Origin of the sequence: Croceicoccus marinus, assembly GCF_001661675.2 — a bacterium.
Taxonomy (GTDB): domain Bacteria; phylum Pseudomonadota; class Alphaproteobacteria; order Sphingomonadales; family Sphingomonadaceae; genus Croceicoccus; species Croceicoccus marinus.
In genome coordinates this window covers 462,651-489,509 of sequence record NZ_CP019603.1, presented here as the reverse complement: position 1 = coordinate 489,509, position 26,859 = coordinate 462,651, and the positions used below count along the sequence as shown (strand labels likewise).

At 64.2% G+C, this 26,859-nt stretch carries 28 protein-coding genes; 15 read left to right on the top strand and 13 right to left on the bottom strand.

Going from position 1 to position 26,859, the window contains the following annotated elements:
* The first annotated feature begins 16 nt into the window (after positions 1 to 16).
* Genes A9D14_RS16420 through A9D14_RS16410 form a run of 3 tightly spaced genes read left to right on the top strand, consistent with a single transcriptional unit; the run spans position 17 to position 2,293 of the window.
* Positions 17 to 1,015: a thiamine pyrophosphate-dependent dehydrogenase E1 component subunit alpha gene (locus A9D14_RS16420; RefSeq protein ID WP_066850338.1), complete on the top strand. Its 999-nt coding sequence runs from the start codon at positions 17 to 19 to the stop codon at positions 1,013 to 1,015.
* A gap of 31 nt (positions 1,016 to 1,046) precedes the next feature.
* Positions 1,047 to 2,039, top strand: coding sequence for an alpha-ketoacid dehydrogenase subunit beta (locus tag A9D14_RS16415; RefSeq protein WP_066850336.1), 993 nt, complete (start codon positions 1,047 to 1,049; stop codon positions 2,037 to 2,039).
* 14 nt (positions 2,040 to 2,053) lie between these two features.
* The gene (locus A9D14_RS16410) at positions 2,054 to 2,293 is read left to right on the top strand and encodes a lipoyl domain-containing protein (protein ID WP_066850333.1); all 240 of its coding nucleotides are present in this window, start codon (positions 2,054 to 2,056) and stop codon (positions 2,291 to 2,293) included.
* Positions 2,294 to 2,375: 82 nt separating this feature from the next.
* Here A9D14_RS16410 and A9D14_RS16405 read toward each other — a convergent pair whose 3' ends face one another.
* Positions 2,376 to 2,909: a VOC family protein gene (locus A9D14_RS16405; protein WP_083988130.1), complete on the bottom strand. Its 534-nt coding sequence runs from the start codon at positions 2,907 to 2,909 to the stop codon at positions 2,376 to 2,378.
* On the bottom strand, positions 2,909 to 4,564 hold the full coding sequence (locus tag A9D14_RS16400) for a class I adenylate-forming enzyme family protein (RefSeq protein ID WP_066850331.1): 1,656 nt from the start codon (positions 4,562 to 4,564) through the stop codon (positions 2,909 to 2,911). Before A9D14_RS16400 ends, A9D14_RS16405 begins: the two co-directional genes overlap by 1 nt.
* 168 nt (positions 4,565 to 4,732) lie before the next feature.
* Between A9D14_RS16400 and A9D14_RS16395 the strand changes: the two genes are divergently transcribed.
* The 4 genes from A9D14_RS16395 (at position 4,733) to A9D14_RS16380 (ending at position 8,261) form a co-directional block, all read left to right on the top strand.
* Entirely contained in the window at positions 4,733 to 5,542 is an 810-nt protein-coding gene (locus A9D14_RS16395; RefSeq protein WP_066850330.1) for an SDR family oxidoreductase, read from the top strand.
* A 90-nt stretch (positions 5,543 to 5,632) separates the two neighbouring features.
* A complete protein-coding gene (locus A9D14_RS16390) occupies positions 5,633 to 6,853 on the top strand; it encodes an aromatic ring-hydroxylating oxygenase subunit alpha (protein WP_066850329.1) in 1,221 nt (406 codons plus the stop codon).
* On the top strand, positions 6,853 to 7,785 hold the full coding sequence (locus tag A9D14_RS16385; protein ID WP_066850326.1) for an acyl-CoA thioesterase: 933 nt from the start codon (positions 6,853 to 6,855) through the stop codon (positions 7,783 to 7,785). Before A9D14_RS16390 ends, A9D14_RS16385 begins: the two co-directional genes overlap by 1 nt.
* Positions 7,782 to 8,261: a MaoC/PaaZ C-terminal domain-containing protein gene (locus A9D14_RS16380; RefSeq protein ID WP_083988129.1), complete on the top strand. Its 480-nt coding sequence runs from the start codon at positions 7,782 to 7,784 to the stop codon at positions 8,259 to 8,261. Before A9D14_RS16385 ends, A9D14_RS16380 begins: the two co-directional genes overlap by 4 nt.
* A 279-nt stretch (positions 8,262 to 8,540) precedes the next feature.
* Here the strand turns inward: A9D14_RS16380 and A9D14_RS20205 are convergent, their stop codons facing one another.
* Positions 8,541 to 8,720 carry a hypothetical protein gene (locus tag A9D14_RS20205; RefSeq protein WP_232469003.1) on the bottom strand — a complete coding sequence of 60 codons (180 nt, stop codon included), beginning with the start codon at positions 8,718 to 8,720 and terminating at the stop codon, positions 8,541 to 8,543.
* Here A9D14_RS20205 and A9D14_RS16375 point away from each other — a divergent pair.
* Positions 8,685 to 9,113, top strand: a complete 429-nt coding sequence (locus A9D14_RS16375) for an SDR family oxidoreductase (protein WP_232469001.1) — start codon at positions 8,685 to 8,687, stop codon at positions 9,111 to 9,113. The genes A9D14_RS20205 and A9D14_RS16375 overlap by 36 nt on opposite strands.
* 171 nt (positions 9,114 to 9,284) lie before the next feature.
* Complete coding sequence (locus tag A9D14_RS16370; protein ID WP_066850324.1) at positions 9,285 to 10,490, top strand: cytochrome P450; 1,206 nt, start codon at positions 9,285 to 9,287, stop codon at positions 10,488 to 10,490.
* A gap of 133 nt (positions 10,491 to 10,623) precedes the next feature.
* On the opposite strand, the gene A9D14_RS16365 is transcribed toward A9D14_RS16370, so the two are convergent.
* The 10 genes from A9D14_RS16365 to A9D14_RS16320 all read right to left on the bottom strand — a co-directional run bounded on the left by A9D14_RS16365 (position 10,624) and on the right by A9D14_RS16320 (position 21,263).
* The gene (locus A9D14_RS16365) at positions 10,624 to 11,868 is read right to left on the bottom strand and encodes a transporter (protein WP_157668289.1); all 1,245 of its coding nucleotides are present in this window, start codon (positions 11,866 to 11,868) and stop codon (positions 10,624 to 10,626) included.
* Between the two features lie 117 nt (positions 11,869 to 11,985).
* A complete protein-coding gene (locus tag A9D14_RS16360; protein ID WP_066850315.1) occupies positions 11,986 to 12,702 on the bottom strand; it encodes a hypothetical protein in 717 nt (238 codons plus the stop codon).
* On the bottom strand, positions 12,699 to 13,403 hold the full coding sequence (locus A9D14_RS16355; RefSeq protein WP_066850312.1) for a C39 family peptidase: 705 nt from the start codon (positions 13,401 to 13,403) through the stop codon (positions 12,699 to 12,701). The genes A9D14_RS16360 and A9D14_RS16355 overlap by 4 nt, the downstream gene beginning before the upstream one ends.
* Positions 13,400 to 13,795 (bottom strand): hypothetical protein, encoded by a 396-nt coding sequence (locus A9D14_RS16350; protein ID WP_157668288.1) that lies wholly within the window; start codon positions 13,793 to 13,795, stop codon positions 13,400 to 13,402. Before A9D14_RS16350 ends, A9D14_RS16355 begins: the two co-directional genes overlap by 4 nt.
* An 85-nt stretch (positions 13,796 to 13,880) precedes the next feature.
* The gene (locus A9D14_RS16345) at positions 13,881 to 14,888 is read right to left on the bottom strand and encodes a hypothetical protein (RefSeq protein ID WP_066850306.1); all 1,008 of its coding nucleotides are present in this window, start codon (positions 14,886 to 14,888) and stop codon (positions 13,881 to 13,883) included.
* Positions 14,889 to 15,054: 166 nt separating this feature from the next.
* The gene (locus A9D14_RS16340) at positions 15,055 to 16,176 is read right to left on the bottom strand and encodes a helix-turn-helix transcriptional regulator (protein ID WP_157668287.1); all 1,122 of its coding nucleotides are present in this window, start codon (positions 16,174 to 16,176) and stop codon (positions 15,055 to 15,057) included.
* A 102-nt stretch (positions 16,177 to 16,278) separates the two neighbouring features.
* Positions 16,279 to 17,100: an IS5 family transposase gene (locus A9D14_RS16335; protein WP_066561326.1), complete on the bottom strand. Its 822-nt coding sequence runs from the start codon at positions 17,098 to 17,100 to the stop codon at positions 16,279 to 16,281.
* A gap of 876 nt (positions 17,101 to 17,976) precedes the next feature.
* Complete coding sequence (locus tag A9D14_RS16330; RefSeq protein WP_066850301.1) at positions 17,977 to 19,137, bottom strand: acyl-CoA dehydrogenase family protein; 1,161 nt, start codon at positions 19,135 to 19,137, stop codon at positions 17,977 to 17,979.
* Positions 19,138 to 19,153: 16 nt separating this feature from the next.
* The gene (locus tag A9D14_RS16325) at positions 19,154 to 20,485 is read right to left on the bottom strand and encodes an aromatic ring-hydroxylating oxygenase subunit alpha (protein WP_066850298.1); all 1,332 of its coding nucleotides are present in this window, start codon (positions 20,483 to 20,485) and stop codon (positions 19,154 to 19,156) included.
* Between the two features lie 16 nt (positions 20,486 to 20,501).
* The gene (locus A9D14_RS16320) at positions 20,502 to 21,263 is read right to left on the bottom strand and encodes an SDR family NAD(P)-dependent oxidoreductase (RefSeq protein ID WP_066850296.1); all 762 of its coding nucleotides are present in this window, start codon (positions 21,261 to 21,263) and stop codon (positions 20,502 to 20,504) included.
* A 218-nt stretch (positions 21,264 to 21,481) separates the two neighbouring features.
* On the opposite strand from A9D14_RS16320, the gene A9D14_RS16315 reads away from it, so the two are divergent.
* From A9D14_RS16315 to A9D14_RS16290, 6 genes are all read left to right on the top strand, one after another.
* Positions 21,482 to 22,111: a TetR/AcrR family transcriptional regulator gene (locus A9D14_RS16315; RefSeq protein WP_232468999.1), complete on the top strand. Its 630-nt coding sequence runs from the start codon at positions 21,482 to 21,484 to the stop codon at positions 22,109 to 22,111.
* 181 nt (positions 22,112 to 22,292) lie between these two features.
* The gene (locus A9D14_RS16310; RefSeq protein ID WP_066850290.1) at positions 22,293 to 23,525 is read left to right on the top strand and encodes a CaiB/BaiF CoA transferase family protein; all 1,233 of its coding nucleotides are present in this window, start codon (positions 22,293 to 22,295) and stop codon (positions 23,523 to 23,525) included.
* Positions 23,525 to 23,890: a Zn-ribbon domain-containing OB-fold protein gene (locus tag A9D14_RS16305; protein ID WP_066850287.1), complete on the top strand. Its 366-nt coding sequence runs from the start codon at positions 23,525 to 23,527 to the stop codon at positions 23,888 to 23,890. The genes A9D14_RS16310 and A9D14_RS16305 overlap by 1 nt, the downstream gene beginning before the upstream one ends.
* A complete protein-coding gene (locus A9D14_RS16300; RefSeq protein WP_232468997.1) occupies positions 23,887 to 25,041 on the top strand; it encodes an acetyl-CoA acetyltransferase in 1,155 nt (384 codons plus the stop codon). The genes A9D14_RS16305 and A9D14_RS16300 overlap by 4 nt, the downstream gene beginning before the upstream one ends.
* A 122-nt stretch (positions 25,042 to 25,163) precedes the next feature.
* Positions 25,164 to 26,069 carry an SDR family oxidoreductase gene (locus A9D14_RS16295; RefSeq protein WP_066850285.1) on the top strand — a complete coding sequence of 302 codons (906 nt, stop codon included), beginning with the start codon at positions 25,164 to 25,166 and terminating at the stop codon, positions 26,067 to 26,069.
* A gap of 4 nt (positions 26,070 to 26,073) precedes the next feature.
* Positions 26,074 to 26,844, top strand: coding sequence for an enoyl-CoA hydratase/isomerase family protein (locus tag A9D14_RS16290; RefSeq protein WP_066850283.1), 771 nt, complete (start codon positions 26,074 to 26,076; stop codon positions 26,842 to 26,844).
* The last annotated feature ends 15 nt before the right edge of the window (positions 26,845 to 26,859 follow it).

Below are 26,859 nucleotides of genomic sequence, written 5' to 3'. Positions count from 1 at the left end.
AAGGAAGGGATATTTCATGAACGACACGCCATCCAACATCCGCAAGCTGGAAAAATACCGCCGCATGCAGCGCATCCGGCAATTCGAGGATCTGGCCGAATCCATCCACGCGCAGGGCGAGATACCCGGCGCGCTGCACACCTATGCGGGGATGGAGGCGTCGGGCGTGGGTTCCTGCATGGCGCTGCGCGGCGACGACTACATGGTCGGCAACCACCGCAGCCATGGCCACCCCATCGCCAAGGGCGCGGCCATGCGCCCGCTGATGGCCGAACTGCTGGGCAAGGCGTCGGGCGTCTGCAAGGGGAAGGGCGGTTCGATGCACCTGTCCGATTTCTCCATCGGCAGCCTGGGCGAGACGAGCATCGTCGGATCTGGCGTGCCGGTCGCCGCCGGCGCGGCGCTGGGCGCGAAGCTGAAGAAGACGGGGCAGGTGGCGCTTTGCTTCTTCGGCGACGGCGCGACCAGCGAGGGCGCGGCGCATGAAGGCATGAACCTGGCCGCCGCATGGTGCCTGCCCGCGGTGTTCGTGTGCGAGAACAATCTTTACGGCATGTCGACCCCCGTCGGCGACGCGGTGCCCGTCAAGGACCTGGCCGACCGCGCCAAGGCCTATGCGATGAAGGCGATCATCGTCGACGGGCAGGACGTGGACGCGGTCGAGCAGGCCGTGACCGAGGCGGTCGACCACGCGCGTTCGGGCAAGGGCCCGGTGTTCGTCGAGACCAAGACCTATCGATACGGCGACCACGCGGTGAACATGGGCCGCAACCTGACTCCGCGGCAGGGCGAGGAGGAGCACTGGAGATCGCGCGACCCGCTGGTGCTCTATCGCCAGCGGCTGGAGGAGGAAGGCGTCGATCCCGCCGTGCTCGACACGATCGAAAGCGAGACCGCCGACGAGGTCGCCGACGCGATCCAGTATGCGCGCGGTGCCGCCTATCCCGAAGCGGAAGAGGCGTTCGACGACGTCTTCACCGACCGTCTGCCCATTCCCGACCATCTGACCGCCTGACGCGGCCCCCCAATCAGCGGAGCGAAAATCCATGGCAAAAGCCACATTCCTGGAAGCCATAAGACAGGCGCAGCAAGAGGAGCTGGAACGCGACGACAGCGTGTTCATGATGGGCGAGGACATTCGCTGCAATGTCTTCGGCACCACCACCGGCTTCGTCGACACATTCGGCAAGGAACGCATCCTGGACACACCGATTTCCGAAAACGGCTTCATCGGCGCGGGCGCGGGCGCAGCCATGGTCGGCATGCGGCCGATCGTGGATGCGACGATCTCGTCATTCCTGTATCCCGCGATGGACCAGATCTGCTCGATCATCGCCAAGTCGCGCTATATCTATGGCGGGCAGGCGAAGCTGCCGCTCGTGATCCGGTCGTGCATGTTCTATGGCAATTCCAATGCCGCGCAGCATTCGGACCGGCCCTATTCGATGTTCATGAACATGCCGGGGCTGAAGATCATCGCGCCCGCAACCGCCTATGACATGAAGGGCCTGCTGAAGGCCGCGATCCGCAGCGACGATCCCGTGCTGTGTTTCGAGGACAGCACATGCTGGACGTCGAAGTCGGAGCTGCCCGACGATCCGGATTTCCTGATTCCCTTGGGCAAGGGCGACATCAAGCGCGAGGGCAGCGACATCACCGTGGTCGCGGTGGCGGGCGCGGTGCCGATCGCGCTGAAGGCGGCGGCGATGCTGGAAAAGGAAGGCATATCGCTGGAAGTGGTCGATCCGCGCACGCTGGTGCCGCTGGACCGCGAGCTGATCCTGCAGTCGGTACGCAAGACGGGCCGCGCGATCTGCGTCGATCCCGCGCACCAGACCTGCAGCGCGGCCAGCGAGATTTCCGCCCATATCGCCGAGCATGCGTTCGATGCGCTGAAGGGACCGGTGCTGCGCGTGACGACGCCCGACACGCATCTGCCGTTCAGCCCGCCGATCGAAAAGCCGCTCTATCCCAGCGCCGATCGCGTGGCGGCCGCCGCGCGCAGGCTGATGAATGCCGAGCAACCGGTCGCGGCCTGAGGGGAAGACGAAACATGGCAGATATCGACGTGATGCTTCCGCAGTTCGGCATGGGCATGCAGGACGCCGAGATCGTGCGCTGGCTGAAGCAGCCGGGCGACAGGGTCGAGGAAGGCGAACCGCTGGTGGAGATCGAGGCGGCCAAGACCACGGTCGAGGTGCCCGCACCCGCCAGCGGCATATTGAAGGAAATCCTGGCGCAGCCCGAGGAAACGGTGGAGGTCCGCGCGAAGATCGCGGTCATCACCGCCTAGGCAACCGGCCATGAGGGGGAAACGGATCGCCGCGGCGGCGGTCCGTTTTCGCCGTTGGCCGGTGCCAGCGCGCGGCGGTTCTCTACAGCTTGATCGTGCGGACGACGGGATGGCCCGCGAAATCGCCTGCGATGGCGGCGACATGGTCGTAGAAGGACCGCAGCTGGTCGGTCGCGGCGTAGAGTTCGGTCATCATCCCGCACAGCGCGGTGGTGTCGGCGAAGTGATAGACGAAACCGTCCTCCATCACGCCGCGAAACGCGCTGGGATAGCCCGCGGCGGCCCATTGGTCGGCGGCGGCGTCGGCATCGTCGACGAAGATCGCGGTATGGTGCGGGCCGAAGCGTCCCGACCCCTCGGGATAGAGGTCGTGAAAGACCGATGGGCCGGGATTGTTCTGCTGGACGAACTCCACCATCACATCACCCCACTGGCCATAGGCGGAGCTGTGGTCGAGATGGGCGGGCTGGCCGCGATAGGTCGCCTGCGCCAGCGGAATGTTCTCGGCCAGCAGGAACGGGCCCGACCCGTGCGCCGCGTGATGCGCGTGCGCCGCGGCCCAGGCGTCGGGCACGAAGAAGGCGATCTGCCGGATGGGGGAGGGGGGCAGGGCCATCAGGCGGCCGGCGCTCCGTCCGCCTCGGCGCCCTGGGCCAGCAATCTCTCGCGCAGCTTGAACTTCTGGATCTTGGATGTCGACATCGGCCATTCGCGCACGAAATGCACGCTGCGCGGCACCTTGAAGCTGGCAAGGAAGCCGCGGCAATGCTCGATCAAATCGGTTTCGCTGCAGTCCTGCCCGGCGGCCAGTTCGATGAAGGCGGCGGGCACTTCGCTATAGCGCGGATCGGGCACGCCGACGACCTGCGCCAGCTTGACCGCCGGATGGGTCTGCAGATGCGCCTCGATCTCGGCCGCGGCGACGTTTTCGCCGCCGACCTTCAGCATGTCCTTGGTCCGGCCGTGAAACATCACGTTGCCGCCCTCATCCACGCTGCCGAGGTCGCCGGTGTGGAACCAGCCGCCCCGGATCGCCTCGGCGGTCTTGTCGGGCGACTTGTAATAGCCTTTCAGCATGTTGGGCCCGCGCAGCACGATTTCGCCCTGTTGGCCGGGGGGGCAGTCCTTGCCGGTTTCGGGATCGACGATGCGGATTTCCCATTCCTGCAGCGGCTTGCCGCAGCGGCCCGTGCGTATCTCATAGCTGTCGTCGAGGCGGCTGGTCGACACCGTGCCCGCGCCTTCGGTCAGGCCATAGGTGCCGACCTGGATGGTGTTCGGCATCGCCTTGGCCACGGCCAGCTTGATCCATTCGGGCTGCACCGCGAAATTGCTGTTCATCACCCGCAGGCTCGACAGGTCGGTCGAGGCGAACCTGTCATGCGTGATCAAATCCTGCATGATGGTGACGAAGCTGGGATAGGCGATGGTCCCGCCCTCGCGCTCCAGCATGTCGAGCGCGACGCCCGCATCGAAATGCGGCACGGTCATGTATGCGCCGCCGCGGTCGAGGATCATCACCATCGGCAGGATTCCCGCGATGTGATAGATCGGCAGCGGCGACCAGACCTTGTCCTCGCTGGTGACCTCGTAACGCGTGCCCAGGTTGCGGCTGTTCGCGACCTGCCCGCGGTGGGTGATCAGCGCGCCCTTGGGATGTGCGGTGGTGCCAGAGGTGTAGAGGATCATCGCCACGTCCTCGTCCCCTACCGCGTCGATGCGGCGGTCGATCTCCTCTTCGGCAATGTCTTCGCCTGCCTGCAGGATCGCCTCGGGCGCGGTCAGCCCGGGCTGGCACGGCGGGTCGAGGCAGATTAGCTGCCGCAGGTCGAGCGCGTCCTGCAGCGACAGCCGCGAGGGATCCTGGTTTTCGCCCAGGTCGGGAAACGCCTTTTGCAGGCGGTCGGCGAAATCGACGTTCTCCGCTACGCGCCCCGTCGTCACCAGCATGACGAGATCGGCATTGGCGACCAGATAGCGCAATTCGCCCGACTGGTAGCGCGCATTGACCGGCACGGCGACCGCACCCGCCATCAGTATGCCGAAGAAGATCTCGAAGAAATCGATGCGGGTGGGCAGCAGGATGCCGACATGCTCGCCGGGCTTTACCCCCGCGGCGACGAAGCCTTTGGCCCAGCGGCGCGCTGCGCGGTGCAATTGTTCGTAGCTGCGGCGATCATCGGGAAAGACGATGGCATCACGCTCTCCATTCGCGAGGGCGGATGCGCGCAGCATCTTGCCCATGGACAAATATGGCGGCGCTTGCCCCATGATCGCATCCTTTCTCCGTCGACGCCGAGCGGTTGGACCCGCTGATCTCTGTTCCGTCGCCAAGGATGATAGAGCGCAGGGACAGGAAAGCAAAATAAAAACAAACGTTCATGTTTGTTTTGATTCGTGCCATCATCGCGCCCGAAGAACAAAAGCGTGGAGAGACAGATGGCGGAAGATCAATTCGCAGGGCGACTGGCCGTGGTGATCGGCGCGGCGGGCGAAGGCAACATGGGACAGGCGATCGCGCGTCGGCTGGCGGCCGAGGGGGCGACCTGCCTGGTCGCGGGCCGCCACGCCGAGCCGCTGGAGGCACTGGCGCGCGAGATCGGCGGCCATGCCGCGGTCTGCGACATCACCAGCGAAAGCGACCTGGCGGCGCTGGGCACGCAGGCGCGCGGACTGGGCGGGGTCGACATCGCGGTCAATGCCACCGGCTGGGGGCTGATCCAGCCGTTCCTGGAGACTACGCGCCAGGATCTGGACAGGATGGTCGCGCTGCAGTTCACCGGTGCGTTCCAGTTCTACCAGGCGATGCTGCGGGCGATGAACGATGGCGGATCGCTGATCCAGGTCACCAGCGCGACCGCCACGATCATGCTGGAGGACCACGCTGCCTATATGGGCACCAAGGCGGGGGCGGACCACGTGCTGCGCTGCGTGGCGAACGAGTTCGGCCACCGCGGCATCCGCGCCAATTCGATCGCGCCCGGCTTTACCGCCACGCCGATGACCGAGCGCGCGGCGCGCAACGCAGCCATCGTCGACTGCTTTGCGCAAGCCTATCCGCTGGGCCGCGTGGGGACGAGCGATGATGTCGCGGCGGGCATCGTCTGGCTGGCGTCCGACGAATGTTTCATGACCGGCGAGACGCTGCATGTCAGCGGCGGACTGCGACTGCGGCGCAATCCCACCACCGCCGAGATTGTCGAGGCTGCCCGCAAGGCCCGCGCCGCGCGCGAGGACCAGCGCGCCTGAACGCGTGGCTCCCGCCAGATAAAAAACATTCGTGCTTGTTTTTTCGCTGCGCTGTTGCGATGATCGCGGCACAGAAGGGAGCTGAAGGCCATGGAACTCAACCGCGACACGATCGCGCAGGTGCAGGACGCGATGGATTTCGAACGGTCGCGCAAGACGCCGCCCGAGGATTTTCCCGCGCTGCCCGACATTCCCGGCTGCCGCTATACCGATGCGGAGTTCCTTGCGCTTGAGGAAGAGCGGATGTGGAAGCGGTCGTGGCGCTATGTCGGCCATACCGACCAGCTCCCCGAAAACGGCAGCTGGTTCGTGACGCGCGATACCGGTTCGCCCATCGTCGTCACGCGCAACATGGATGGAAAGGTCAAGGCGTTCTACAACACCTGCCAGCACCGCGGCGCGCCGCTGGTGACCGAGGAGAAGGGCCAGTCGCGCGGTTTCGTATGCGGCTATCACGGGTGGAGCTATACGCTGGACGGGCGGCTGGTCGCGGTGCGCGACAAGCGCGATTTCGTCGAGCTCGACATGTCGTGCCGTTCGCTTGTGGAGGTGCGCTGCGACCTGCTGGGCACGCTGATCTTCCTGAACGAGGATCCCGAGGCGCAGCCGCTGAAGGACCATATCGGCCCGATGGCGAAAGAGCTGGAGCAGTACGATCTGGGCAATCTGCGGCTGGTGGACAGCAAGCGCTATGACGTCGATTGCAATGTGAAGGTGCTGCTCGACGCGTTCCTGGAGGTGTATCACATCTCGTCGATCCACCAGAACACGGTGGACCGGTTCCTGGATCATCGCGGCATGCTGGTGACCTTGTGGCCCAATGGGCATAGCCGGATGATGACGCCCAACCGGCGGCCCGACTGGACCGATCCGGGCACCATCGGCATGCCCAAGATCGAGACGATCACCCCCGTTCCGGCCGAAAACAACGTCAGCTATCACATCTTCCCCAATCTGGTGATGCCGCCGTCGGACAGCGGCATTCCGCTGCTGCAGTTCATTCCGCGCGGCCGTCGCAAGTGCGAGGTGGTGTCGAACTGGCTGGCCCCCGATCACGATCCCGCCGATCCGCACCCGCTCTGGAAGACGCGGATCGATAACTGGACGCGCATCCTTTACGAGGATCTGCAATATGCCCCGCAGATCCAGGAATCGCTGGAGAGCAAGGGCTTTCGCGGGATGCCGCTGAACTATCAGGAGCGGCGCATCTATCACTGGCACGAGGAGCTGGACCGCCGCATCGGGCTGAATGTCGTGACCGAACGGGCGCGGGTGCAGCAGGTGCTGAAGGACCAGGTCACGGGCGGCTGATGGCGGACGAAGCGCTGGCCGAGGAATCCCGGAACGCGCGGTCCTATACCGGGCCGCCGCGCAGGCTGGAGCGGGAAGGGCTGTTTGCGCTGGAGCGGCAAGGCGATGACCGCTTTGTCGCGCCTCCGCTGCCCAGCGCGCTGATCCGGCTGTATGGCGGGCAGGTGATCGCGCAGGCGCTGACCGCGGCGCAGCGCACCGTGGAAAGCGGCAAGTGGCCCGCGCATTGCCATGCCATGTTCCAGACGCCGGGCGATATTGCCAAGCCGATCAGCTATCATATCGAGCGCGATTCCGACGGGCGCAGCTTTTCCGCGCGGCGGATCGTGGCGCGGCAGGGCGAAGCGATCATCCTGGCGATGAACGCGATGTTCCATGCCGAGGAACCGGGTGCGCCCACGCATGGCGCCGCCATGCCGGATGTGCCGCCGCCGAGCGATCTCCTCTCGATGGAAGACGTGCTGCATGGCTCGACCGAACTGGCCGAGCGGCACGAGCCTTTCTGGCTGCGCGACCACATGTTCGAATGGCGCCCGGTCCAGACCTTTCGCATCGACGCCCGCCCGCCCGAGCCGGGCGTGCAGCAGTTCTGGGTGCGGCTGAAGGAGCCTTGGGATGGGCCCGCCGGCGATCATTTCGCGCTGCTGGCCTATATGACCGACCTGCATCTGCTGCATGTCGGCCTTGCGCCGCTGGGCATCGGCTTTGCCGCCGACCGGCTGCAGACAGCCTCGCTCGACCATTCCGTGTGGTTCCACCGCCCGGCGCGGCTGGACGACTGGATGCTCTATTCGCTGACCAGCCCGTCGGCGGCGCAATCCATCGCGCTGGGCACCGGCAATCTGTTCACCCGTCAGGGCGAGATCGTCGCCAGCACCGCGCAATCGGGCCTGATCCGCCTGCTGGACGAGGCGAGGGTGGACCGGCTGTGAGCGGCACCGACCCCAACCGCCCGACGATCTGCTTCGAGGATCTGGAGGTCGGCGATTTCCGCAAGTCGCGCAGCCGCAGCGTAACCCGCGACGAAATCGTCGAGTTCGCGCGGCAATACGATCCGCAATGGTTCCACTCCGATCCCGAAGCCGCGAAGGATTCGGTGTTCGGCGAAGTGGTGGCCAGCGGCATTCATGTGCTGGCGATGTGGCGGCAGCTTGATCACGAGATCAACAGCGACATCGATTACGTCTGCGGCATCGGCTGGGACGAGATGCGGCTGCACCGCGCGATCCGGTCGGGCGACGTGATCCACGTCACCTCGCGCATCGTGAAATTGATCCCTTCGAAATCGCGCGACGATCGCGGCACGGCCCTGACCCGCTATGCCGTGGTGCTGGAGGATGGAACCGAAGCGGTGACCTTCACCAGCATCAACCTGGTCTATACCCGCGAAGGGCGGCGACGGGATTAGACGCTGGCGACTGCGTGCCGAGGGGGCGCGCGTCGGTGGCTCTGCTGCGTCACGCGGTAACAGCGGATCGGCGGGACATGACAAGAATTGGTCGTTCACCTTTGCATCCCATTCTGGTCGTTTGCCTTCCTTCGTCGAATCTTTTCCGAAAGCGTTGGGGCGGACGCCCCTGACGGCATCGCTGTGCCAGAGTGGAGGTGTAAAAATACCACAGCAGGAGGCGTCCATGGATGAAGGTGGCACAGCTGGCATAGATCTGGCGAAGTCGATTTTCCAGTTTCATGGAAAGGATCGTCTCTCGCCTCCGAGCTTGGCGAGGCGGCCGAGTTCGTCTCCCTCGACGTAACGCGGGAGGAACAGTGGATCGCCGCGTTCGAATATGTCGAGGACCTGAAGCTGGATGCGTTCCGGCACGAACTGGACGTGGACCTGCTCGGCGTATTCCTCGGCTGCAAGCACGTTATCGGCTTGATGAAGCGCACGGGCGGCTCTGTCATCAACATCGCTTCCATGGCCAGCATCCGGGCCGAGCATTACCTCGTCGCCTACAACGCTGCAAAGGCCGGCGTGACCCATATGACCAAGTCGGTCGCTCTCCATTATGCGCGCCAGAAATACGGGATGCGGTGCAATTCGGTCCATCCCGGAGTCATCCATACGCCCATCCTCGACAAGGTCCTGGCACAGTCCGACGATCCGGACGCGCTCTATGCCGAATGGGTCGCCGGACATCCCGTGGGCCGGATCGGCAGACCGGAAGAAGTCGCTGCCCTGTGCCTCTACCTCGCCAGTGACGAGAGCGCCTTTGCCACGGGCGCGGAATTTGTTCTGGATGGGGGTTCATCGCTTTAGAATTGCGGACGAACACAGACGTTCGATCTGGCAATGAGCCATCGGCCTAGTCGCTGATCTTCCGTCTATCTGGCGGCCTGCCGCTGCGCCGCTATATTTTTTGGGAGTTGCCGTACCCGGCGGTAGCCCCGATCCCAAGATACATAACAAACGAGCGGGGAGTATGCCTCCATGACTTCTGAAACAGTATCGTGTCCGGCGAATGTACCTGCTGACCGCGTCGTCGAATTCGATGTATACGCGCCGCCCGGTGGCGAAAGCGACTATTTCGCGGCCTGGGCGACACTGCGCGGCAAGCATCGCCTCGTGTGGACCAGTGCCAATGGCGGCCACTGGATCGCGACCGACGGCGAACTGACCCGTACGATATGGAAGGACGCAGAGACCTTTTCGAACGAAGCTCTTGCCGTCACTCCGGGTCTTGGTGAGGTGATGCGCTTCATCCCGCTTCAGCAGGACGCGCCTGAGCACAAGCCGTTCCGGACGACCGTGATGAAGGGCTTCGGCAATAATCACGTGATGGCCATGGAGCCCGTGATCCGGGCGGTGACGCGCGACCTCGTCGCACAGCTGCGTCCGCGCGGCGGCTGCGAGTTCATGCAGGAATTCGCCGAGATCGTCCCGATCCACGTCTTCCTGAGCCTGATTGGCGTTCCGACCGAGGACCGCGCGCGTCTTCGCCCGCTTGGCCAGCAACTGACCCGGCCCGACGGCACGATGACCGTCGAACAGCTGCGGGACGCGGCCGACGATTATTTGCGTCCCTATGTGGAAGAGCGTCTGGCCTCGCCGGGATCGGACCTGTTCAGTCGCATTCTGGCAGTTCCGATCGAGGGGCGGCCCTGGACCTTCGAGGAAGCGCGGCGCATGTGCCGCAACCTTCTGTTCGGCGGGCTCGATACGGTCGTGTCGATGTTCGGCAACATTTCCCTGCATCTGGCGCGCCACCCTGCCGACCAGGGCCTGCTTCGCGAACGTCCCGAGTTGATGCCGCAGGCCGCCGACGAACTGATGCGCCGCTATCCCATGGTTTCGGTGACACGCAACGTGGTACGCGACATCGATCTGGACGGCGTGACGCTGAAGACGGGCGACCTGGTCTACGTCAACAGCTCGATGCACAACCTTGATCCGGCCTGTTTCGAGGACCCGCTCACGGTCGACTTCGAACGCAACCTTTCCCCTGTTCGCCATACTACGATGGGAGCCGGGCCGCACCGCTGCGTGGGTGCCGGTCTGGCAAGGCTGGAAGCAATCGTGTTCCTCGATGAATGGCTCTCCGCAATCCCGGCCTTCCGGGTTCGTGAAGGAACAAGCCCAACCTATCGGGCGGGGAACGTTGGCGCGCTGACAGACCTTCAGCTCGCCTGGGACTGAAAACCCCAACCGGGCATCCCGGCAAAGCCGAAACCGGGCTTCGGAAGTCGTATGATCTCGCGCATTGTTCATGGGTCGGTGCTGGCGGACAAAGCGAAGCTCGCTCAGGCCCGGGACCCGTAATCCATCCGACTCAGAATGCGAAGGGCACCCGCAGGATGGTTCGCAGGTCAGGCGAGTCTTCCGTGGCTCCGACTTCCACAGCCCAGTTCAGGCTTGTCCTGTCGCTGATCCGGTAGGTCACACCGAACAGCAGGCGGCCCAGCTGCAGGTCGCGCGAAACGATGTCGCGCGTGTCCGGCCATGCCGGGGTCGGGTCGAGCAGGGCCGTCGTGGTCCGCGTGCCGAACGCCCAGTTATGGGCGTATCCCAGGTTCACGGTCGTGCGCTGATTGAATGAGATCCCGATCCCGGCCGAAGCCGTGATGGCATCGCCCGGATCGATACGGCTGACGCGAACGGGCGGGATGACCGTATCGATCGATCTGGCGACATTGACGTTATAACCCAGCGTTCCGAACAGCACGACGGGATCGCTGGGCAAGATGGCCGTGAGGCTGGGTGAAATACTATAGAAGCCTGCGCCGGTCGCCACCTCTTCCGCGCGGCCAAGCTCGTCACGCGACACGGCGAACGGGCTGGATCCGGTGGGAAACACGCCTTGCAGGTTCGCGATGACATAAGGCGCGCCGTTGCGCCCGTCGATCAGCTGGTATCGCGCCGTGACTTCAAGATCGCCAAGGCCGAAGCCATTGACTGAATTCTCGATCGTTCTGGCCCCGTCGTTGTTGGTGCTGCCCGGCACCGGCGCGATGATGGAACTGTCGCTGCGATAGACCAATGGCAGGCGCGCGCCGATCTCCAGCCGGTCGGCAACACCGTATCGCATGCCGATGCTGCCGGTCAGGACATCCTGTCGGCTCTCGTTGATATCAAACACGCCGATCAGCACGACCTCGGCCAGTCTGACGCCGCGAAACACGGCGCGGCTGCGATCGGCGCGCGTATAGTCGAGCTGCGCTTCCGCGATCAGGCGCCCCCGCGGCGTCACGACACTGCTCGTATTGTCGAGGACCGCGATCTCGATGGGCTGGTCCTCGTCCTCCGGGGCCTGTCCCACGCGGACGAGAGGTACCGGCGCGTCGGCGGCAGGGGACACCCCCGAACCACCATCGCGATCGGCGGAAACGGCGGGCGCATCGGTTGCGACAGCAGCCGAGGCGTATGCGGTGTCGAGGCGGCGACGCATCTCGGCAATCTCGCCGCGCTGCCTGTCGAGTTGTTCCTGCTGCTGCGCGATCATAGCCATCGCCCGGTCCAGCTCGGCCCGGATCGCGGCAGCATCGCTTTGCTGGGCGTGTGCGGGATGGGTTAGCATCGTGCCACCCAACATCGCCGCGAGGCCGAGCCTGGCCTTCCCCAACCCGATTTGCCCAGATCCGATCTGCCCGAACATGCCCCGAATTGTTCCCCTCACCTGCTTCCCCCAACATAATCAGAACCGCGATCCGACGGCCAGAAGGCCGATATCCTCCACCCTCAGCATCGACGATCCGATCAGGTCCGGCCCGGCATTGCTCAGGTCCATGTACAGGGTCGTGCTGGTCTCGATCGCTCGGTCGCTGCCGCTATTGAGGATCGTCGCGCCCATCGCGCTGCCGGTCAGGTGCATGACGCTAAAATCCAGCCCCTGCAGTTCGACGCCGCCGGAGCCGCCGCCTTCGCCGACCTGTCGGACAACCCCGTTCGGCGTGGCAGCGGAATTGGCCAGATCGACCGCCTGCAACCCCGGTATGGCGGCTGGGGCACCGTTCCTGCTGTCCTTGGACATGATGAGGGAAACGGCCGGAATGGTGGCGGTCACGGTCATCCCGTTGCGCGGGTCATAGCTGACGCCCGGTGCGGTGCCTTGGGTCGTCTGCGCCATTGCCGGCGAAGCGATCCCCCCGCCCCCGACAGGCGCATAGGCGGTCACCGTCGGCGCAGTTTCGGCAATTCGCGTGATGGTCTGAAGTACCACGCGCCCGTCAATGGCGGTGACGGTATCGACACTGAGCGACACGTCGATGCCGCCGGGAAGACGGATGCCGCCGCGCTGCCGGGCCAACACCTCCTCGGACAGTGCGGCCACACCGAAGGGACCTGGCGACGCTTCCGGCGCCGAAGGCTGCACGGCGGCCGCTTGGAGGACCAGGAGCGCCTCGCCGATCATGAGATGTCCCGGTAGAACGGAGCGGTAAGCGAGAGGGCCTGCTGGCTGATCGGATCAGCCATGAACGTGCCCACTGGCGCGCGTGCATAGCTGGCCCATTGGGGTCCCGTTCCAAAGCTGCGTCGGGCACGGTCCTGATCGTCCGTCAGGACGAAATATATGCCGTTCCACGCTCCTTGAAACTCTTCGCGCGACATGACGTCGAGGCCGAGCGATGGATCGCCCAGCAGCACCTCGTCACCGCGCACGCCCTTGACGACGACGAAATGGCGGTAATTCCTGACCGAGATGAGCGCGATGCCCGGCACGCCGGTCTCGGCGATCTGGTCAAGGTCCACCTGGTATCCGTCGGCGGCCAGCCCGCGGCTGGCCAGCCAGCGCTTCATGTCGAGCAGCGAGAAACCGACCTTGCGTATCTGGTCGCGGTCCCCGCGCGCCCACATGCCGCGGAATGCCAGTTCCTCTCCGACGTCATAATCATAGTGATACCGCAATAAAGTAGCGAGCGCCGCCGAACCGCAGCTGAAATCGTATTTCTGGCGAATGACCCCGGCAAAGCGGGTTTCCTGCATGGACGCGAGCGGCAAGGCGAAATCGCTGCTGCCCGACGTGCCGGCCGTGAAATGCCTGGGCCCGTCCGTGACCTGCGCCCCGCATCCGCCTAGCAGGAGCGCGATCGCGATTGCCGATGCAGGCTTCACGGTCCCGGCGTGATCGAGATGTTGACGTTCATCGCCGCGTTGATGGCGACATTGTGGCCGGTGTTGATGTTGAGGATCGACAGGCCGGACATGTTCTGGAATGCGTTGCCGTCGATCTGCGCCGTCCCGGTGACGGCATTGTCGCCCACGCTGTTATGGGCGACGGCGGCCTCCAGTTCGGCCTGCGAATATTGCGAAATACCCTCCCGGCCGGCGGTGGCCTGCAACGCGTCTTCGGAAACGGCAGCGCTTTCGAATATCCCCGGCCCGGACATTTCGCCAGGAGCCTGGACGGCTGCGTCTGCCGTGGGACCTGTCGCCATGTCCTGCGCGCTGGCCGAGTGGACAGGAATGACGAGAAGCGCCATCGCCATCGCCGCTGATCTGGTCATGATGTCCGTCTCCCCCGCATGATCCGGCCCGTCCTTTCGGAAGCGGGCCGGTCATTGCCATGGTTATCGTGAGATCATTTCGTATTCAGAAGCTCACGTCGCGGGTGGAGACGGCCACCGATACGTTTGCCTGCTGCATAGAGCCGACGCCGGTATTCTGGTTGAGCGCCTGCATTCCGGCAAAGTTCTGGAATGAACTGCCGCTGTTCGCCAGGCTGTTGTTGGCCGTTGAGCTGTCACCATCCTCGTTTCCGGCGCCATAGCTGACGCTTACGCCGGTCACGTAGCCCGACAGCGTTGCCGAAGCGACGATGGCACCGTCGCCGAACACCGATGCCGAGTCGGACGCGGTGGTTGAATTGTCGTTGCCGGAATCCGCAACGCGAATGGAGTTGTCGGAATAGTCGTTACCGGAATCGGCGATGTCGATCGAATTATCGGAATTGTCCGAATTGTCCGAACTGTCATTGCCGGAGTCCGCGACGCGGATCGAGTTGTCGGAATTGTCATTGCCCGAATCCGCGACGTCGGTCGAATTATCGGAATTGTCATTCCCGGAGTCGGCCACGTCTATCGAATTATCCGAATTGTCGTTGCCGGAATCGGCGACGTCCGTCGAGTTGTCCGTCATCGAGTTGTCATTTCCGGAGTCGGCAACGTCGATTGAGTTGTCGGCCGTCGAATTGTCATTTCCGGAATCGGCGACGTCGATGGAGTTGTCGGTCATCGAATTGTCGTTGCCGGAATCGGCGACGTCGAGCGAATTATCGGAATTGTCATTGCCCGAATCTGCGACGTCGATCGAATTGTCCGTCATCGAGCTATCGTTTCCGGAGTCTGCTACGTCGATCGAGTTGTCGGAATTGTCATTTCCCGAGTCCGCGATTGAATTATCGGAAGAATCGTTTCCCATGTTGTTGTTGCTGGTGGTCGCGGTGGACCCTTCGTTCGCTCCTGTCTGTCCACCGCTTGCAGCACTGTTGGTGGAGTTGTCGGAGAAGTTGCGGTCATTGTTCGTGTTGTCCTGCGCAAGCGCCGGTCCGGCAATCAGCAGGGCTGCGATCGAGCAACCGTACAAGAGTGACTTTTGCATCGTCTGGCCTTTCTCTTCCGTGGAATGGCCACCCGCCCCCGTTTGTCTGACGAGTGGAGAACCGCCTCGCGGTCCAGGCCCACTATTTGCCAGCGCGGCACTTTTTTCTGCCCCCAAAGCTAGCGCGATCCATACCCCCAAATGAAGGTGAACCACCGTTCAAGACCTAGGAATAAGCGCGAATCCGGCTGTTTGCTCCGACGCCTATCGCGCTCTTTAACAGCAGCTGTAACAAGTCTGTCTGCCGGTTCGTTTCGGTCTTCGCGAAGATCTGCTTGAGATAGGACCGCGCCGTCTGATCCTGAACGCCCAGACGTTTGGCGGCCATCTTGATGCAATCTCCCGCTACGAGCGCGCAGGCAAGCTGGGTCTCGCGATGCGAGAGGCCGTAGAGATCGCACACCGCTTCCATGATGGCGGAAAGATCCTGTTCCGGGTCGAAGATCCAGGCGATCACGGCGGGCTCTCCCGATTTCGCGCAATTGGAAGGCGGCAAGGCGCTCAACACGATCGTCAGGGCGCGGCGATGCGGCCGGGGCAGCGCGAGCATGGGATTTCCCTCCGACCGGCGGCCGGCACTGTCGCAGACATGATCGATCGCGGTCTGCAGACGAAGCGTATCGGCCATGGATGCGCACACCATCCGTTCGCCGCACCGGCGCAGGCCACTGCGCTGCGAGAAAACGGCCTCCGCCTGGCTGTTCGCGTAGATTATGTCGGCGCTGCGGTCGAGAAGGACGGTGGCAATGCCGCTCCGCTCAATCGCCAGGTTCAGGCTGCGCGCGAGCGAGAGGAATTGCCGATCGGCAAGCCACTGGCTGAAATAGGCCAGAACGAAGGGCCGCAGGGTTTCAAGCGTCTTCGTGCATAATTGCACCGTGCAGTCGTTCATTCTGGAAAGGGTTCCGGTCAGCGTCAGGATGCCGTTCCTCAGCGGCATTGCCGCCGTAAAAGTTCGATTGCTCCACCAGATGCGCAACCGCTTGTGCTGGAAGGGCCTGGCTGTGAGCTGCGCAAGACCTGTTACGGCATGACTGCGAGATCTGGCCAGCGCCGCGCCCGATCCGGGGTGATCGCACCCCAGCAGCACGGGATCGGCACCGACTTCGTGCCACTGCACCAGCATGCTTTCCGCCGCGCATTCCCGACGCAAATCGCCTGCTATCGCATCCGGAATTTCATGATCGTCCGGCAGGATGCCGGGCGGACCTTCCGCCAACGAAAGAAATTCCATGGACCAAGCTGGCGTTGCCGGCCCGGTAACCGAAGCTAGGTCATCATATTTCATGTTTGCCACCCCAGAACTCAAGTCATGCTCTGGAGAGAGGAAATCAGATCGACGGTGCCGGAAAAAGCGTCAGAGTCTGATTCAAAACTAACCGATGTGATTTCATAGCCTTGTGATGCGGCGCGTGAGGAGCTGGATCGATGCGATGAACAGCCACGCGGTTGCCGAGGCGATGGTCTGCTCGAAGTCCTTTGCGAGACGCCGGTTTCGGTTGAGCCATGCCAAAGTGCGCTCGACAGCCCAGCGGCGTGGGAGAACCACAAAGCCCTTTGCTTTGTCGGACCGTTTGACGATTTCGATGGTCCACTTACCAACCCTGCGCAACGCCTGACGGAGCTTGTCGCCAGCATATCCGCCATCGGCGAAGACATGCCGTAGCCACGGGAAGCGATGGATGATTTCGGCGAGCACCAGCGGTGCGCCATCACGATCCTGGATGTCGGCGGTGTGGATTACCGCATGAACGAGATTTCCATCGGTGTCGGTGAGGATGTGGCGCTTGCGTCCCTTGATCTTCTTGCCTGCGTCATAGCCCCGTGGGCCGCCACTTTCCGTGGTTTTGACGCTCTGGCTGTCGATCACTCCGGCGCTTGGCGACGCCTCGCGGCCTACAGCTTCGCGCCCGATCAGCAACAGGACATGATTGAGCGACAGCCACAGCCTGTTATCACGCCACAGGTAGAACCAGCGCCGCACCGTCGAGACTGGCGGAAAGCAGGGCGGTAGCATCCGCCATGGCAGTCCGCCCCGCAGCAGATACAGGATCGCTTCGACAATCCGCCGCAGCGGCCACTTGCGAGGGCGGCCAACATGAGAAGGTGGCGGGAAGAACGGCTCCAGCACCGCCCATTCGGCATCGGTCAAATCACTTGGCAATGCCAGTTCCGCGCGGGCATACAGTGCGCGAGTGGTGTCGGTCCACATCGTTGATTTCCTTTGGTTCGTTGCAAAACCGCTGAATCAACGACTTGGGTAAGCGTCAAGCTAACCAGCTGATACCACTCAACTTAATTTCGGATCAGGCTCTCAGTCGGCACGTTCAGGATGTTCCCCCTCCACAACTCTGATGCTTTTCGCCATGCCCGTAGATTGTGCGCCCCAGTTCACTTTTCTGCATTGATTGCTTGCCCTGACGATGTCGACCAAGGAGCCTATATTCTCATACGAGAATCTTTGCCTATCAGTATCGGCCTATATTATCTTTGATTTATCAGGTTGCGATAATTATTATTGGGTATTGCGCCCATTTCGGCCGCACATCCCGGACATGACAATACTCCGTTGTACGAATGTTGCCGGACAACATGGGCTTTGCGATTCGGCCTCGGCGGCAATACTCTCGACCAGATGATGCCGCGATTCGACCGGGCGGAGCTGGCGCATCACGCGACGGCCAACTTCCGCGGGTCCGAAGCGGCGCGCAGGAGTTCGGAAGGCCAAACCCGATGCCTCTCCGAAGCCGAGGTTCTGCTTGGCGTTTGAACCCCAGGCTAGCGACGCCGGACCGTTCCATTTCCACATTCGTTCATCGGAGACGAAGATCTGAAAGTTCGCATGTGAAGCGCAGGTTGCTTGACTTGAGAGCGGGGGCATGGCGGCAATGACCAGATGGCTGCACCGCCAGCTATGCTCTCTTTTGCCTTTGCGACTATATCAGAACCGCTGCTCGGCGCCTCGAAACGACGCTGCAATCGAAAGCGCAAGCCTTCGCCGCCGAAGCCGTCAGCCCGCTCCCGCGACCTCCAGCCCGTCCAGATCGACCCCGCGGTTCCCGACAGCGGTCGCCGCCAACCGGCGCGTTCAGCGCCTCTGGTCGAAGCGGCGGCCCAGCATGGCGCTGGCGATGTTCACCTTCTGGATGTCGATCGCGCCGCCCGCGATGCCCCAGCCCCAGCTGTCGCGCAGGCGCCGTTCCATCGGGAAATCCTTCGAATAGCCGTAGGCGCCCATCAGCTGCATGGCATCGCCGCACACTTCGCGCGCGATGGCGTTGGAAAAGCACTTGCCGGACGAGGATTCTAGGATCGAGGGCAGCCCGTCCTCTGCATTAGACGCCGCGCGCCAGATCAGCAGGCGGGCTGCCTCGGTCTTCATGTACATCTCGGCCAGTTTCAGCTGCACGGCCTGGAACTCGGCGATGGGTTTGCCGAACTGAACGCGTTCCTGCACATAGGCGGAGACATCCTCCAGCGCGCCGGACGCCTGACCCAGCGCCATGGTCGCATTGCCGCAGCGTTCGAGGTCGAAGGCCTCCATCAGCTTCTTGAAGCCGCCGGCGGGCACGATGATATTGTCCGCCGGCACCTCGCAATCGTCGAAATTGAGGTCGGAGGAGGGGATGCCGCGAAAGCCCATCAGCTGTTCGTTCGGGCCGAAGGACAGGCCCGGCGCGTCCTTTTCGACCAGCACCGCGCCGATGCCCTTCGCCCCCGGATCGTCGGACAGGCGGCAATAGACCACATAGGCATCGGCGTGCCCGCCGCCCGAACACCAGCGCTTGGTGCCGTTGATGACGAGGGTGTCGCCCTTTACCGCGCCCCTGGTCTTGAGGTCGGTGAGCGCGCTGCCCGCGTCGGGTTCGGACATCGAGACGGCGACGATCATCTCGCCGCTGCAGACCTTGGGCACGATCCGCTGCTTCAGCGCGTCGGAGCCGAAATGCTCGATCGCGCGGACCGGGCCGACCGAGGATTCGAAGATCGGAAACGCGACGGCGGAGGAAATCTTGGCGAATTCCTCCAGCACGACCAGCGCCTCTATATTGCCGAGGCCGAGACCGCCGAGGTCGGCGCCGACATTGATGCCGAGGAAGCCCATGTCGGCGTAACGCTTGATGAGTTCGCGCGAAGGGGGCGTGTTGTCGCGTTCGAGCTGCGCGGCGATGGCGGGCAGTTCGGCCCGCGCGAAATTGCGCGCGGCCTGCTGCAGCTCCTGCTGCTCCTCGGTCAGCCTGAAGTCCAAGACCTGCTCCCTCTCGTCAGATGTCGCCGGGCTTCTTGCCGCCCGGTCCGTAGATGTAGTCGTCCAGCACCTTGTGGAAATGCCGGATGCGCAGTTCCTGCTCCCCGATCCACAGGCCGGGGAAGGCGTCGGAATGCATGCCCTTCTGCACGGTGGGCAGGTTGAACGCGTCCTGATCCAGCACCTGCCCGATCGAGCGGTCGCCATGGCAGAAGCGGCGATGTTTCGGGCGTTCCGGCCATTCCTCCCCATCGGGCACCAGTTCCAGAACCCAGATGTCGTAGAGCATCTTGTTCGGATCGGTCGGGTGCGGACGCTGGCGGAACATCATAACGTCGTCGGCATGGACGTTGAGCGAGACGTTCGGAAAGATCGTGTAGTGGTAGTCGTCGGTCAGCTGGTCGTCGTTGAGCTCGGAATAATCCTTGCCCTGCTGCGGCCCGTGCTCGCGCTTGAAGCGCTGGACGTCGCGGCGGATGTCGCCGACGCGGCCTTCGTATTCGGCCGGGTCCATGCCTGCCGCGCGCATGATGCCGTCGATGGCGGGCGGGATCGTGCTGGGCATCGCGACCCGCGCGCTGACCGCCGCGAAGGGCACCAGATAGCGGCTGTGCCTGTCATATACGTCGATCTGCGCGCTGGTATCGTCGAGATACCATTGCAGCTGCGGGTGGATGCCCTGCACATGATAGACCTCGCTGAAGGCGTCGACGCTGGCCTTCCAGTTGCAGTCCCACTCCACCGTGACGTCGCGCACCCATGCCATGCGCTCCATGTGATAGGGGTCGAGGTGCTGGGGTATGATGCCGAGGAAGTCGGCCAGCGGCTCGACATCGCGGTTCAGCGAGAACCAGACGAAGCTGCCCCATTCCTCGCACGGCAAAGGCGGCAGGCCGCCGCCCCTGGGGCAGCCTTGCGGAAACGTGTCCATGTCGGGGATGCGGGTGATCCTGCCCGACCAGTCATAGGTCCAGTGGTGATACATGCACTGGAAATGCTCGGCATTGCCCAGCCCCTCGGGCCGAAGGCGATTGCCGCGGTGCAGGCAGACATTGGGAAAGGCGCGCACCGATCCGTCGCCCTGCCGCACGATCAGGACGGATTCCTTGCCGATCTCGGTGCAGATGTAGTCGCCGGGTTCGGGAATGTCGCAGGACCGGCCGCCCAGCAGCCAGACCTTCGTCCAGACATGCTCCCACTCCTGCTTCATGAAGGTTTCGCTGGTGTAGCGGGCGGCGGGAATGATGTCGTGGCCCAGATCCGGGTCCTCGGCCTTTTCGGCAGGGGTGCCGTCCGGCCAGTCCGCCGGGTCCACCCGCTCTATCGTCTGCTGTCGCTTGACGTCCACGGCCGGGTGCCCTTCCTCAGAACTGCGTCCGGTTGGTGTAGCCACCGTCGATCACCAGGTTCGACCCGTTGCACCACTGCGCGGCGGGGCTGGCCAGGAACACGATGCAGCGGGCCACTTCCTCGGGCTTGCCCAGACGGCCCGCCGGGTGCTGGCGCAGCTGCGAATTGTAGAATTTCTCCATCGTGCCTTTTATCATGTCCCAGTTGCCGCCCTCGAACTCGATCGGGCCGGGGGACACGATATTGACCCGCACGCCGCTCTTGCCATGGTGCAGCGCCAGCTGCTTGCCCCAGGTGACGAGCGAGGCCTTCATCGCGTTATAGGCCTGCGGACCGCCCATCGCCTCTCCCGCAGAGGTGCTGGAGACGAGGATGATCGAGCCCGATCCCTGCTCCTCCATGTGCGGCATGACCACTTCGACCGCGCGGACGGGGCCGAGTACGTCGACCTCGAAATTATTGTGCCAGTTCTTTTCCGAACCCATGCCGCCGCCGGCGGAGGAGATCGGGATGAGGATGTCGACGCCGCCCAGTTCCGCGACCGCCCATTCCAGCCATGCCTTGTAGTCGTCGGCCGCCTTGACGTTCACGGGTTTGCCGACGATGCTTGTGCCGTATTTGCCAAGTTCGGCCACCGCGTCCTTGACGCTGTCTTCCGAACGGGCGGTCAGCGCGATGTCGCATCCTTCGCGGGCGAGGATCTGCGCGACCTCGTACCCGATGCCGCGGGCGCCGCCGATGACAATGGCTTTCTTCCCCTGCAATCCCAGGTCCAAGGGTCGTCTCCTCATCCAAACTGATCGCGTCGGCACGGTCTGCGCCGCGCATCGTTGTGTTCGGGTTAGATAATGCGCGGACAGGGCGCAAGGAAAAACAGGAATGATTGTTTTTTTCATTCGGTTGCGCGGGCGGATTGCTTTATGCATGAGCGAGGCAAGCCGGCTGGCTATTGACAATAAACAGTCATGATTGTTTTGTTTCAAGGATGTCGACCATGACGAACCCTTCCGCTGCGACCGCCCGGGCCGAGCCGGTGCAGACCCAGCAATCGCTGAAGAGCGCGCAGACACGTGCGCGCCTGGTGGATGCGGTCATTCGCTGCATCGTCAAATACGGATACAACAAGACGACCACGCCGCGCATCGCGGAAGAGGCGGGGCTGTCGCGCGGCGCGATGCTGCATCATTTCGAAAACGGCACCGCGCTGATCAAGACGACCATCATAGAACTGCATGAAAAGCGGCTGCGCGCGTTTCGCCGCGCTTCGGACAGCGGGCACGATCCGACGCATCTGGTGCACGCCTATTGGCGGCAGGTGCAGAAACCCGGCTTCGTCGCGTTTCACGAACTGGCGCTGGCGGCGCGGACCGATCCCGACCTCGCCAAGATCCTGCACCCGCTGCAGGTGGAATTCCGCGAGCGGTTCCACCAGGAAGCGGTGGAAATGTTCCCCGAGTGGCGGGCCGATCCCGCCAGCTTCGACCGCGCGATGACGCTGTCGCAAGTCGTGGTCGAGGGGATGGCATCCTCGCGCCTGACAGGGTCGCTGGACGAGGCGATGATCGAGCCGATGCTGACCATGCTGGAAGACCAGATCCGCACGATGAAGCCGCAAGGAAGCTAGCGGACTCGAACGCACGCACCACACACGGGGCGCAAACCGCAAGGCAAGGCCAATCGGCCTGCCCGCTTGCGCCGGCAAGGAGAGGAACATCATTGCGCCTTGGGAAGAAGCCGCCAGCCCGGTGCCACTCACGACAGGGTGCCACTCATGACCGGGTGCCCGTCATGACCGGGTTCAAGCCGTGAGCGGGCGGGGCAAGGGCCCGCTGGCGGGCGTGCGCATCGTCGACCTGACCAGCGTGTTGATGGGTCCCTATGCGACGCAGATCTTCGCCGATCTTGGTGCCGACGTCATCAAGGTGGAAAGCGAGCAGGGCGATACGACGCGCGCGCTGCCCCCCGGCCGAGAGGCGGGGAGGGGCGGCATGTTCCTCAACCTCAACCGCGGCAAGCGCAGCATCGTGCTGAACCTGAAAGAGGCGGAGTCGCGCGAGGCGCTGCTGCGCCTGTGCCGCGATGCCGACGTGTTCGTCCATTCGATGCGGGCCCGCGCGATCGCGCGGCTGGGCCTGACATACGACGACGTGCGCGCCGCCAATCCGCGCATCATCTATGCCAGCATGTACGGATATGGCCGGGGCGGGCCGTACCGCGACCATCCCGCCTATGACGATATCGTGCAGGCCGCGTCGGGCATCGTCGACCTGCAGGCGCGGCTGTCGGGCGGAGAGCCGACCTATCTGGCCAATGTCGTGGCCGACAAGGTCAGCGGGCTGACGGGCGCCTATGCGATCACCGCCGCGCTCTATGCGCGCGAAAGGACGGGTGAGGGGCAGGAGATCGAGGTCCCGATGTTCGAGACCATGGTGTCGTTCTGCGCGCTGGAGCATCTGTGCGGATCGGTCTTTCGCCCGCCGTTGGGGCCGCCCGAATATGCGCGCGCGGTATCGCCCTCTCGCCGCCCGTATCAGACAGCTGACGGTCATATCGGGGTGATGATCTACAACGACCGGCACTGGCGCGATTTCTTCGACGCGATCGGCAATCCGGAATGGTCGCGCGATCCGGTGTTCGCCACGATGGAAAGCCGGACCCGCAATATCGACACGGTGCTGGCCCGCGTGGCCGCGACGATGAAGACGCGCACCACCGCCGAATGGGTCGCGCTGCTGCGCGAGGCGCAGATCCCGGCGACCGCGATCGCCAGCCTGGAAGAACTGCTGCACGACGAGCATCTGGAGGCGGTCGGCTTCTGGCAGGACCGCGAGACCGATGCCGGATCGCTGCGCATGCCGGGCATACCGGTGCAGTTTTCCGCCACGCCGGGCGAGATCGGCGATCCCGGCCCCGCGCTGGGCGCCGACGGCAGGGCGATACTGGAGGAGGCGGGCTTCGGCAGCAACGAGATCGAACGGCTGGTCGGAAAGGGCGCGTCCTTGCCCATGGCAGCGCCGGAACAGGGGGGTGCGGCCTGATGGGTCCGGAACGGCACTGGCGCGAGGCGCTGGCAAGCGGCCGGCTGATGTTCCAGCGCTCGCTGGCCAGCGGGCAGGTGTTCTTTCCGCCGCGGCTGGCCGAACCGGGCACCGGCGACCGGGACTGGGAATGGGTCGACGCTCCGCTGGTTGCCACCATCTATTCGCTGACGATCATTCCCGCGCGCGGCGGACCGGACAGGGCGGTCGCGCTGGTCGATTTCGATGGCGGCGGGCGGATGATGGGCGATGTCGGCGGGCGCGATCCCGCCGCTTTGCGCATCGGCATGCGGGTCGAGGCGCGGATCGACGATAGCGGCGACAACCCGCGCGTCTGGTTCGACGCCGCGAAGGCTGCGCCGTGACCGTGGGGCAGTTCCCCCGCGCGCAATGCGCCGTCGCCGGGGCCGCGACTTATGGCGTGGGCGAATGTCCCGGCCACAGCGCGATGGAGATCGCGATGCATGCCGCGCTGGATGCGCTGGACGATGCGGGGCTGGCGGCGGGCGATATCGATGCGGTGTTCGGCTGCCTTCCGGGCGATCTGTTCGCGGGGCTGAGCTTTGCCGAATATCTCGGCATCAATCCGCGTTTCACCGACAACAACCGCACGGGCGGGTCTTCGTTCATGAGCCATCTGGTGACCGCCTGCCACGGCATCGCGGCGGGCGCGTTCGACACGGCGCTGATCGCCTATGGTTCGAACCAGCGTAGCGGCGGGGGGCGGCTGTCGACTCCGGCAGGCTGGAACGAGTGGGACGCGATGGCGGGGGCGATCTTCCCGGTTTCCGCCTATGCGCTTGCAGCGGCGCGGCACATGCACGAATATGGCACCACGCGCGAACAGCTGGCCGAGGTAGCGGTCGCCGCACGCCAGTGGGCGGCCGGCAATCCCGAGGCGTTCATGCGCGAGCCGCTGACGATCGAAGAATGCGTCGAGGCCCGGATCATCAGCAGTCCGCTGGGCAAGTTCGATTGCTGCCTCGTCACCGATGGCGGCGCGGCGATGGTCGTCACCTCGACCGAGCGGGCCCGCGATCTGAGGAAGCCCCCGGTCCCGGTGCTGGGGGCAGCGGCGGCGACCTGGTACAATTCGGTGTCGCAGTCGGGCGATCTGACCACCACCGCCGCTGCCGAATCCGGGCCGCGTGCCTATCGCAGCGCGGGCATCGGGCCTGCCGATGTCGACGTGGTGCAGCTGTATGACGCGTTCACCATCAACACGATCCTGTTCCTGGAAGACCTGGGCTTCTGCGCCAAGGGCGAGGGCGGGCCATTCGTGGCAGGCGGCGGCATTGCGCCCGGCGGGCGGCTTGCGGTCAACACCAATGGCGGCGGACTGGCGTTCGGCCACCCCGGCATGTACGGCCTGTTCGCCATGATCGAAGGCGTGCGCCAGATCCGGGGCGAGGGCGCGAACGACATCGGCGAGGTGAACATCGCGCTGGCCCATGGCAATGGCGGCACCTTGTCCAGCCAGGCCAGTGTCGTGCTGGGGTCGATGGCGACCATCTGAGGTCCTGAAAAATACATGCGTGCTTGTTTTTTATCTTGCCATGTCGCATCGGCTTTTGACACCATGGCCTGAATGACGGCGATCGGCATGACGGGCGCTGCACCGGCTTTGAAGGGACCACAGTGAACGAACCTCGGATATTCCGGCCCGATCCCGACGATCCCACCCGCTCCCAGCGCGGCCTGACCGAACAGGACCTGGCCGCCATGCCGACGGTATTCCGCAGCGACCTGCTCGACGGCCATGTCATGCTGATTTCCGGCGGCGGCAGCGGCATGGGCAAGGCGATGGCATTCCTGGCCTCGCGGCTGGGGGCGACGGTTGCCATCTGCGGGCGCACCGCCGAAAAGCTGGACCGCACCCGCGACGCCATCGGCGAGGCGACCGGGCGAACGGTCCATTGTTATACCACCAACATACGCGAGCCCGAGGCGGTCGAGGCGATGATCGCCGACTTCTCGGACGTCACGGGCGGGATCGACACGCTGGTCAACAACGCGGGCGGGCAGTTTCCGCAGGATGCCATCGATTTCACCCGCAAGGGGTGGAACGCGGTGATCGACACCAATCTCAATGGTACATGGTGGATGATGCAGGAAGCCGCTCGGCGCTGGCGCAGCGACGGGCGCAAGGGGCACATCATTAATATCGTCGCCAATGTCGAACGGGGCATGCCTCAGGCCGCGCACACCTGCGCGGCGCGCGCGGGGGTGATCTATCTATCCAAGACCGTCGCGACCGAATGGGCGCCGCACGATATACGCGTGAACTGCATAGGCCCCGGCGTGATCGAGACCGAGGGCTTCGCCATGTATCCCGAGGAAGCTCTGAAACGTTTCCACAAGGCGAACCCGATGAAGGCGCGCGGCAATGCGTGGGACGTGGCCGAGCAGGTGATGTACCTGGCTTCTCCCGCCGCCGATTTCATCAATGGCGACCTGATCATCATCGATGGCGGGCAGGCGCAATGGGGCGTGGTATGGCCCGGCGGCATGCCCGATTATTTTGACGAGGGCGGGGCGGCCTGATCCGGTGGCGGGACTGATCGAGGAGCGGCGCGGCGCGATCTGTCTGCTGACGATCGATCGGCCGGGGCGCGCCAATGCGCTGGACGCGGCGACCAGCGCCGCGCTGGACGAGGCGTTGACGCGGGCCGAAGCCGATCCCGCCATCGGCGCAACCGTGCTGACCGCCAGCGGCGAGCGCGCCTTTTGTTCGGGCATGGACATGAAGGAAGCCGCCGAGGCAGGGGCCGGCAAGGGGCTGATCCCGGGGCGCGGCTTTGGCGGCGTCACCGAACGCCAGCGCGCCAAACCGCTGATCGCGGTCGTCAATGGCGCCGCGGTGGCGGGCGGGTTCGAGATCGTGCTGGCCTGCGACATGGTGTTCGCCGCCCCGCATGCGGTTTTCGGCCTTTCCGAGGTGAAGCGCGGCCTGTTCGCCTATGCGGGCGGGGTGCAGCGCATCGCGCGCCAGCTGCCGCGCGCGACCGGCCTTGCGATGGTCCTGACGGGCGAACCGCTGCCCGCGGAAAGGATGCACCAGCTGGGGCTGGTCACCAATATTTTCGACGCCGACGCCCTGCTGGGACGCGCCTTGGCCATGGTCGAGGCCATGCTGGAGCACAGCTGGGACGCGATCGGGCACGCTTTGGCACTGTATGACGCAAGCCGCGCCATGCCCGAGGAGATGGCGCTGCGTTTCGGCAGGCGCTTCGGCGATGCGACGCTGGGATCGGCCGATGCGCCCGAGGGTGTGAGTGCCTTCGCGCAGGGACGCGGCGCGAAATACGATAATCGATAACGGGATGAAGGAGAG

Coding starts and splice junctions, on each gene's coding strand:
- A9D14_RS16420 (WP_066850338.1), top strand. CDS start 17: ATGAACGACACGCCATCCAACATCCGCAAGCTGGAAAAATACCGCCGC.
- A9D14_RS16415 (WP_066850336.1), top strand. CDS start 1,047: ATGGCAAAAGCCACATTCCTGGAAGCCATAAGACAGGCGCAGCAAGAG.
- A9D14_RS16410 (WP_066850333.1), top strand. CDS start 2,054: ATGGCAGATATCGACGTGATGCTTCCGCAGTTCGGCATGGGCATGCAG.
- A9D14_RS16405 (WP_083988130.1), bottom strand. CDS start 2,909: ATGGCCCTGCCCCCCTCCCCCATCCGGCAGATCGCCTTCTTCGTGCCC.
- A9D14_RS16400 (WP_066850331.1), bottom strand. CDS start 4,564: ATGGGGCAAGCGCCGCCATATTTGTCCATGGGCAAGATGCTGCGCGCA.
- A9D14_RS16395 (WP_066850330.1), top strand. CDS start 4,733: ATGGCGGAAGATCAATTCGCAGGGCGACTGGCCGTGGTGATCGGCGCG.
- A9D14_RS16390 (WP_066850329.1), top strand. CDS start 5,633: ATGGAACTCAACCGCGACACGATCGCGCAGGTGCAGGACGCGATGGAT.
- A9D14_RS16385 (WP_066850326.1), top strand. CDS start 6,853: ATGGCGGACGAAGCGCTGGCCGAGGAATCCCGGAACGCGCGGTCCTAT.
- A9D14_RS16370 (WP_066850324.1), top strand. CDS start 9,285: ATGACTTCTGAAACAGTATCGTGTCCGGCGAATGTACCTGCTGACCGC.
- A9D14_RS16365 (WP_157668289.1), bottom strand. CDS start 11,868: ATGCTAACCCATCCCGCACACGCCCAGCAAAGCGATGCTGCCGCGATC.
- A9D14_RS16360 (WP_066850315.1), bottom strand. CDS start 12,702: ATGATCGGCGAGGCGCTCCTGGTCCTCCAAGCGGCCGCCGTGCAGCCT.
- A9D14_RS16350 (WP_157668288.1), bottom strand. CDS start 13,795: ATGACCAGATCAGCGGCGATGGCGATGGCGCTTCTCGTCATTCCTGTC.
- A9D14_RS16345 (WP_066850306.1), bottom strand. CDS start 14,888: ATGCAAAAGTCACTCTTGTACGGTTGCTCGATCGCAGCCCTGCTGATT.
- A9D14_RS16340 (WP_157668287.1), bottom strand. CDS start 16,176: ATGAAATATGATGACCTAGCTTCGGTTACCGGGCCGGCAACGCCAGCT.
- A9D14_RS16335 (WP_066561326.1), bottom strand. CDS start 17,100: ATGTGGACCGACACCACTCGCGCACTGTATGCCCGCGCGGAACTGGCA.
- A9D14_RS16315 (WP_232468999.1), top strand. CDS start 21,482: ATGACGAACCCTTCCGCTGCGACCGCCCGGGCCGAGCCGGTGCAGACC.
- A9D14_RS16305 (WP_066850287.1), top strand. CDS start 23,525: ATGGGTCCGGAACGGCACTGGCGCGAGGCGCTGGCAAGCGGCCGGCTG.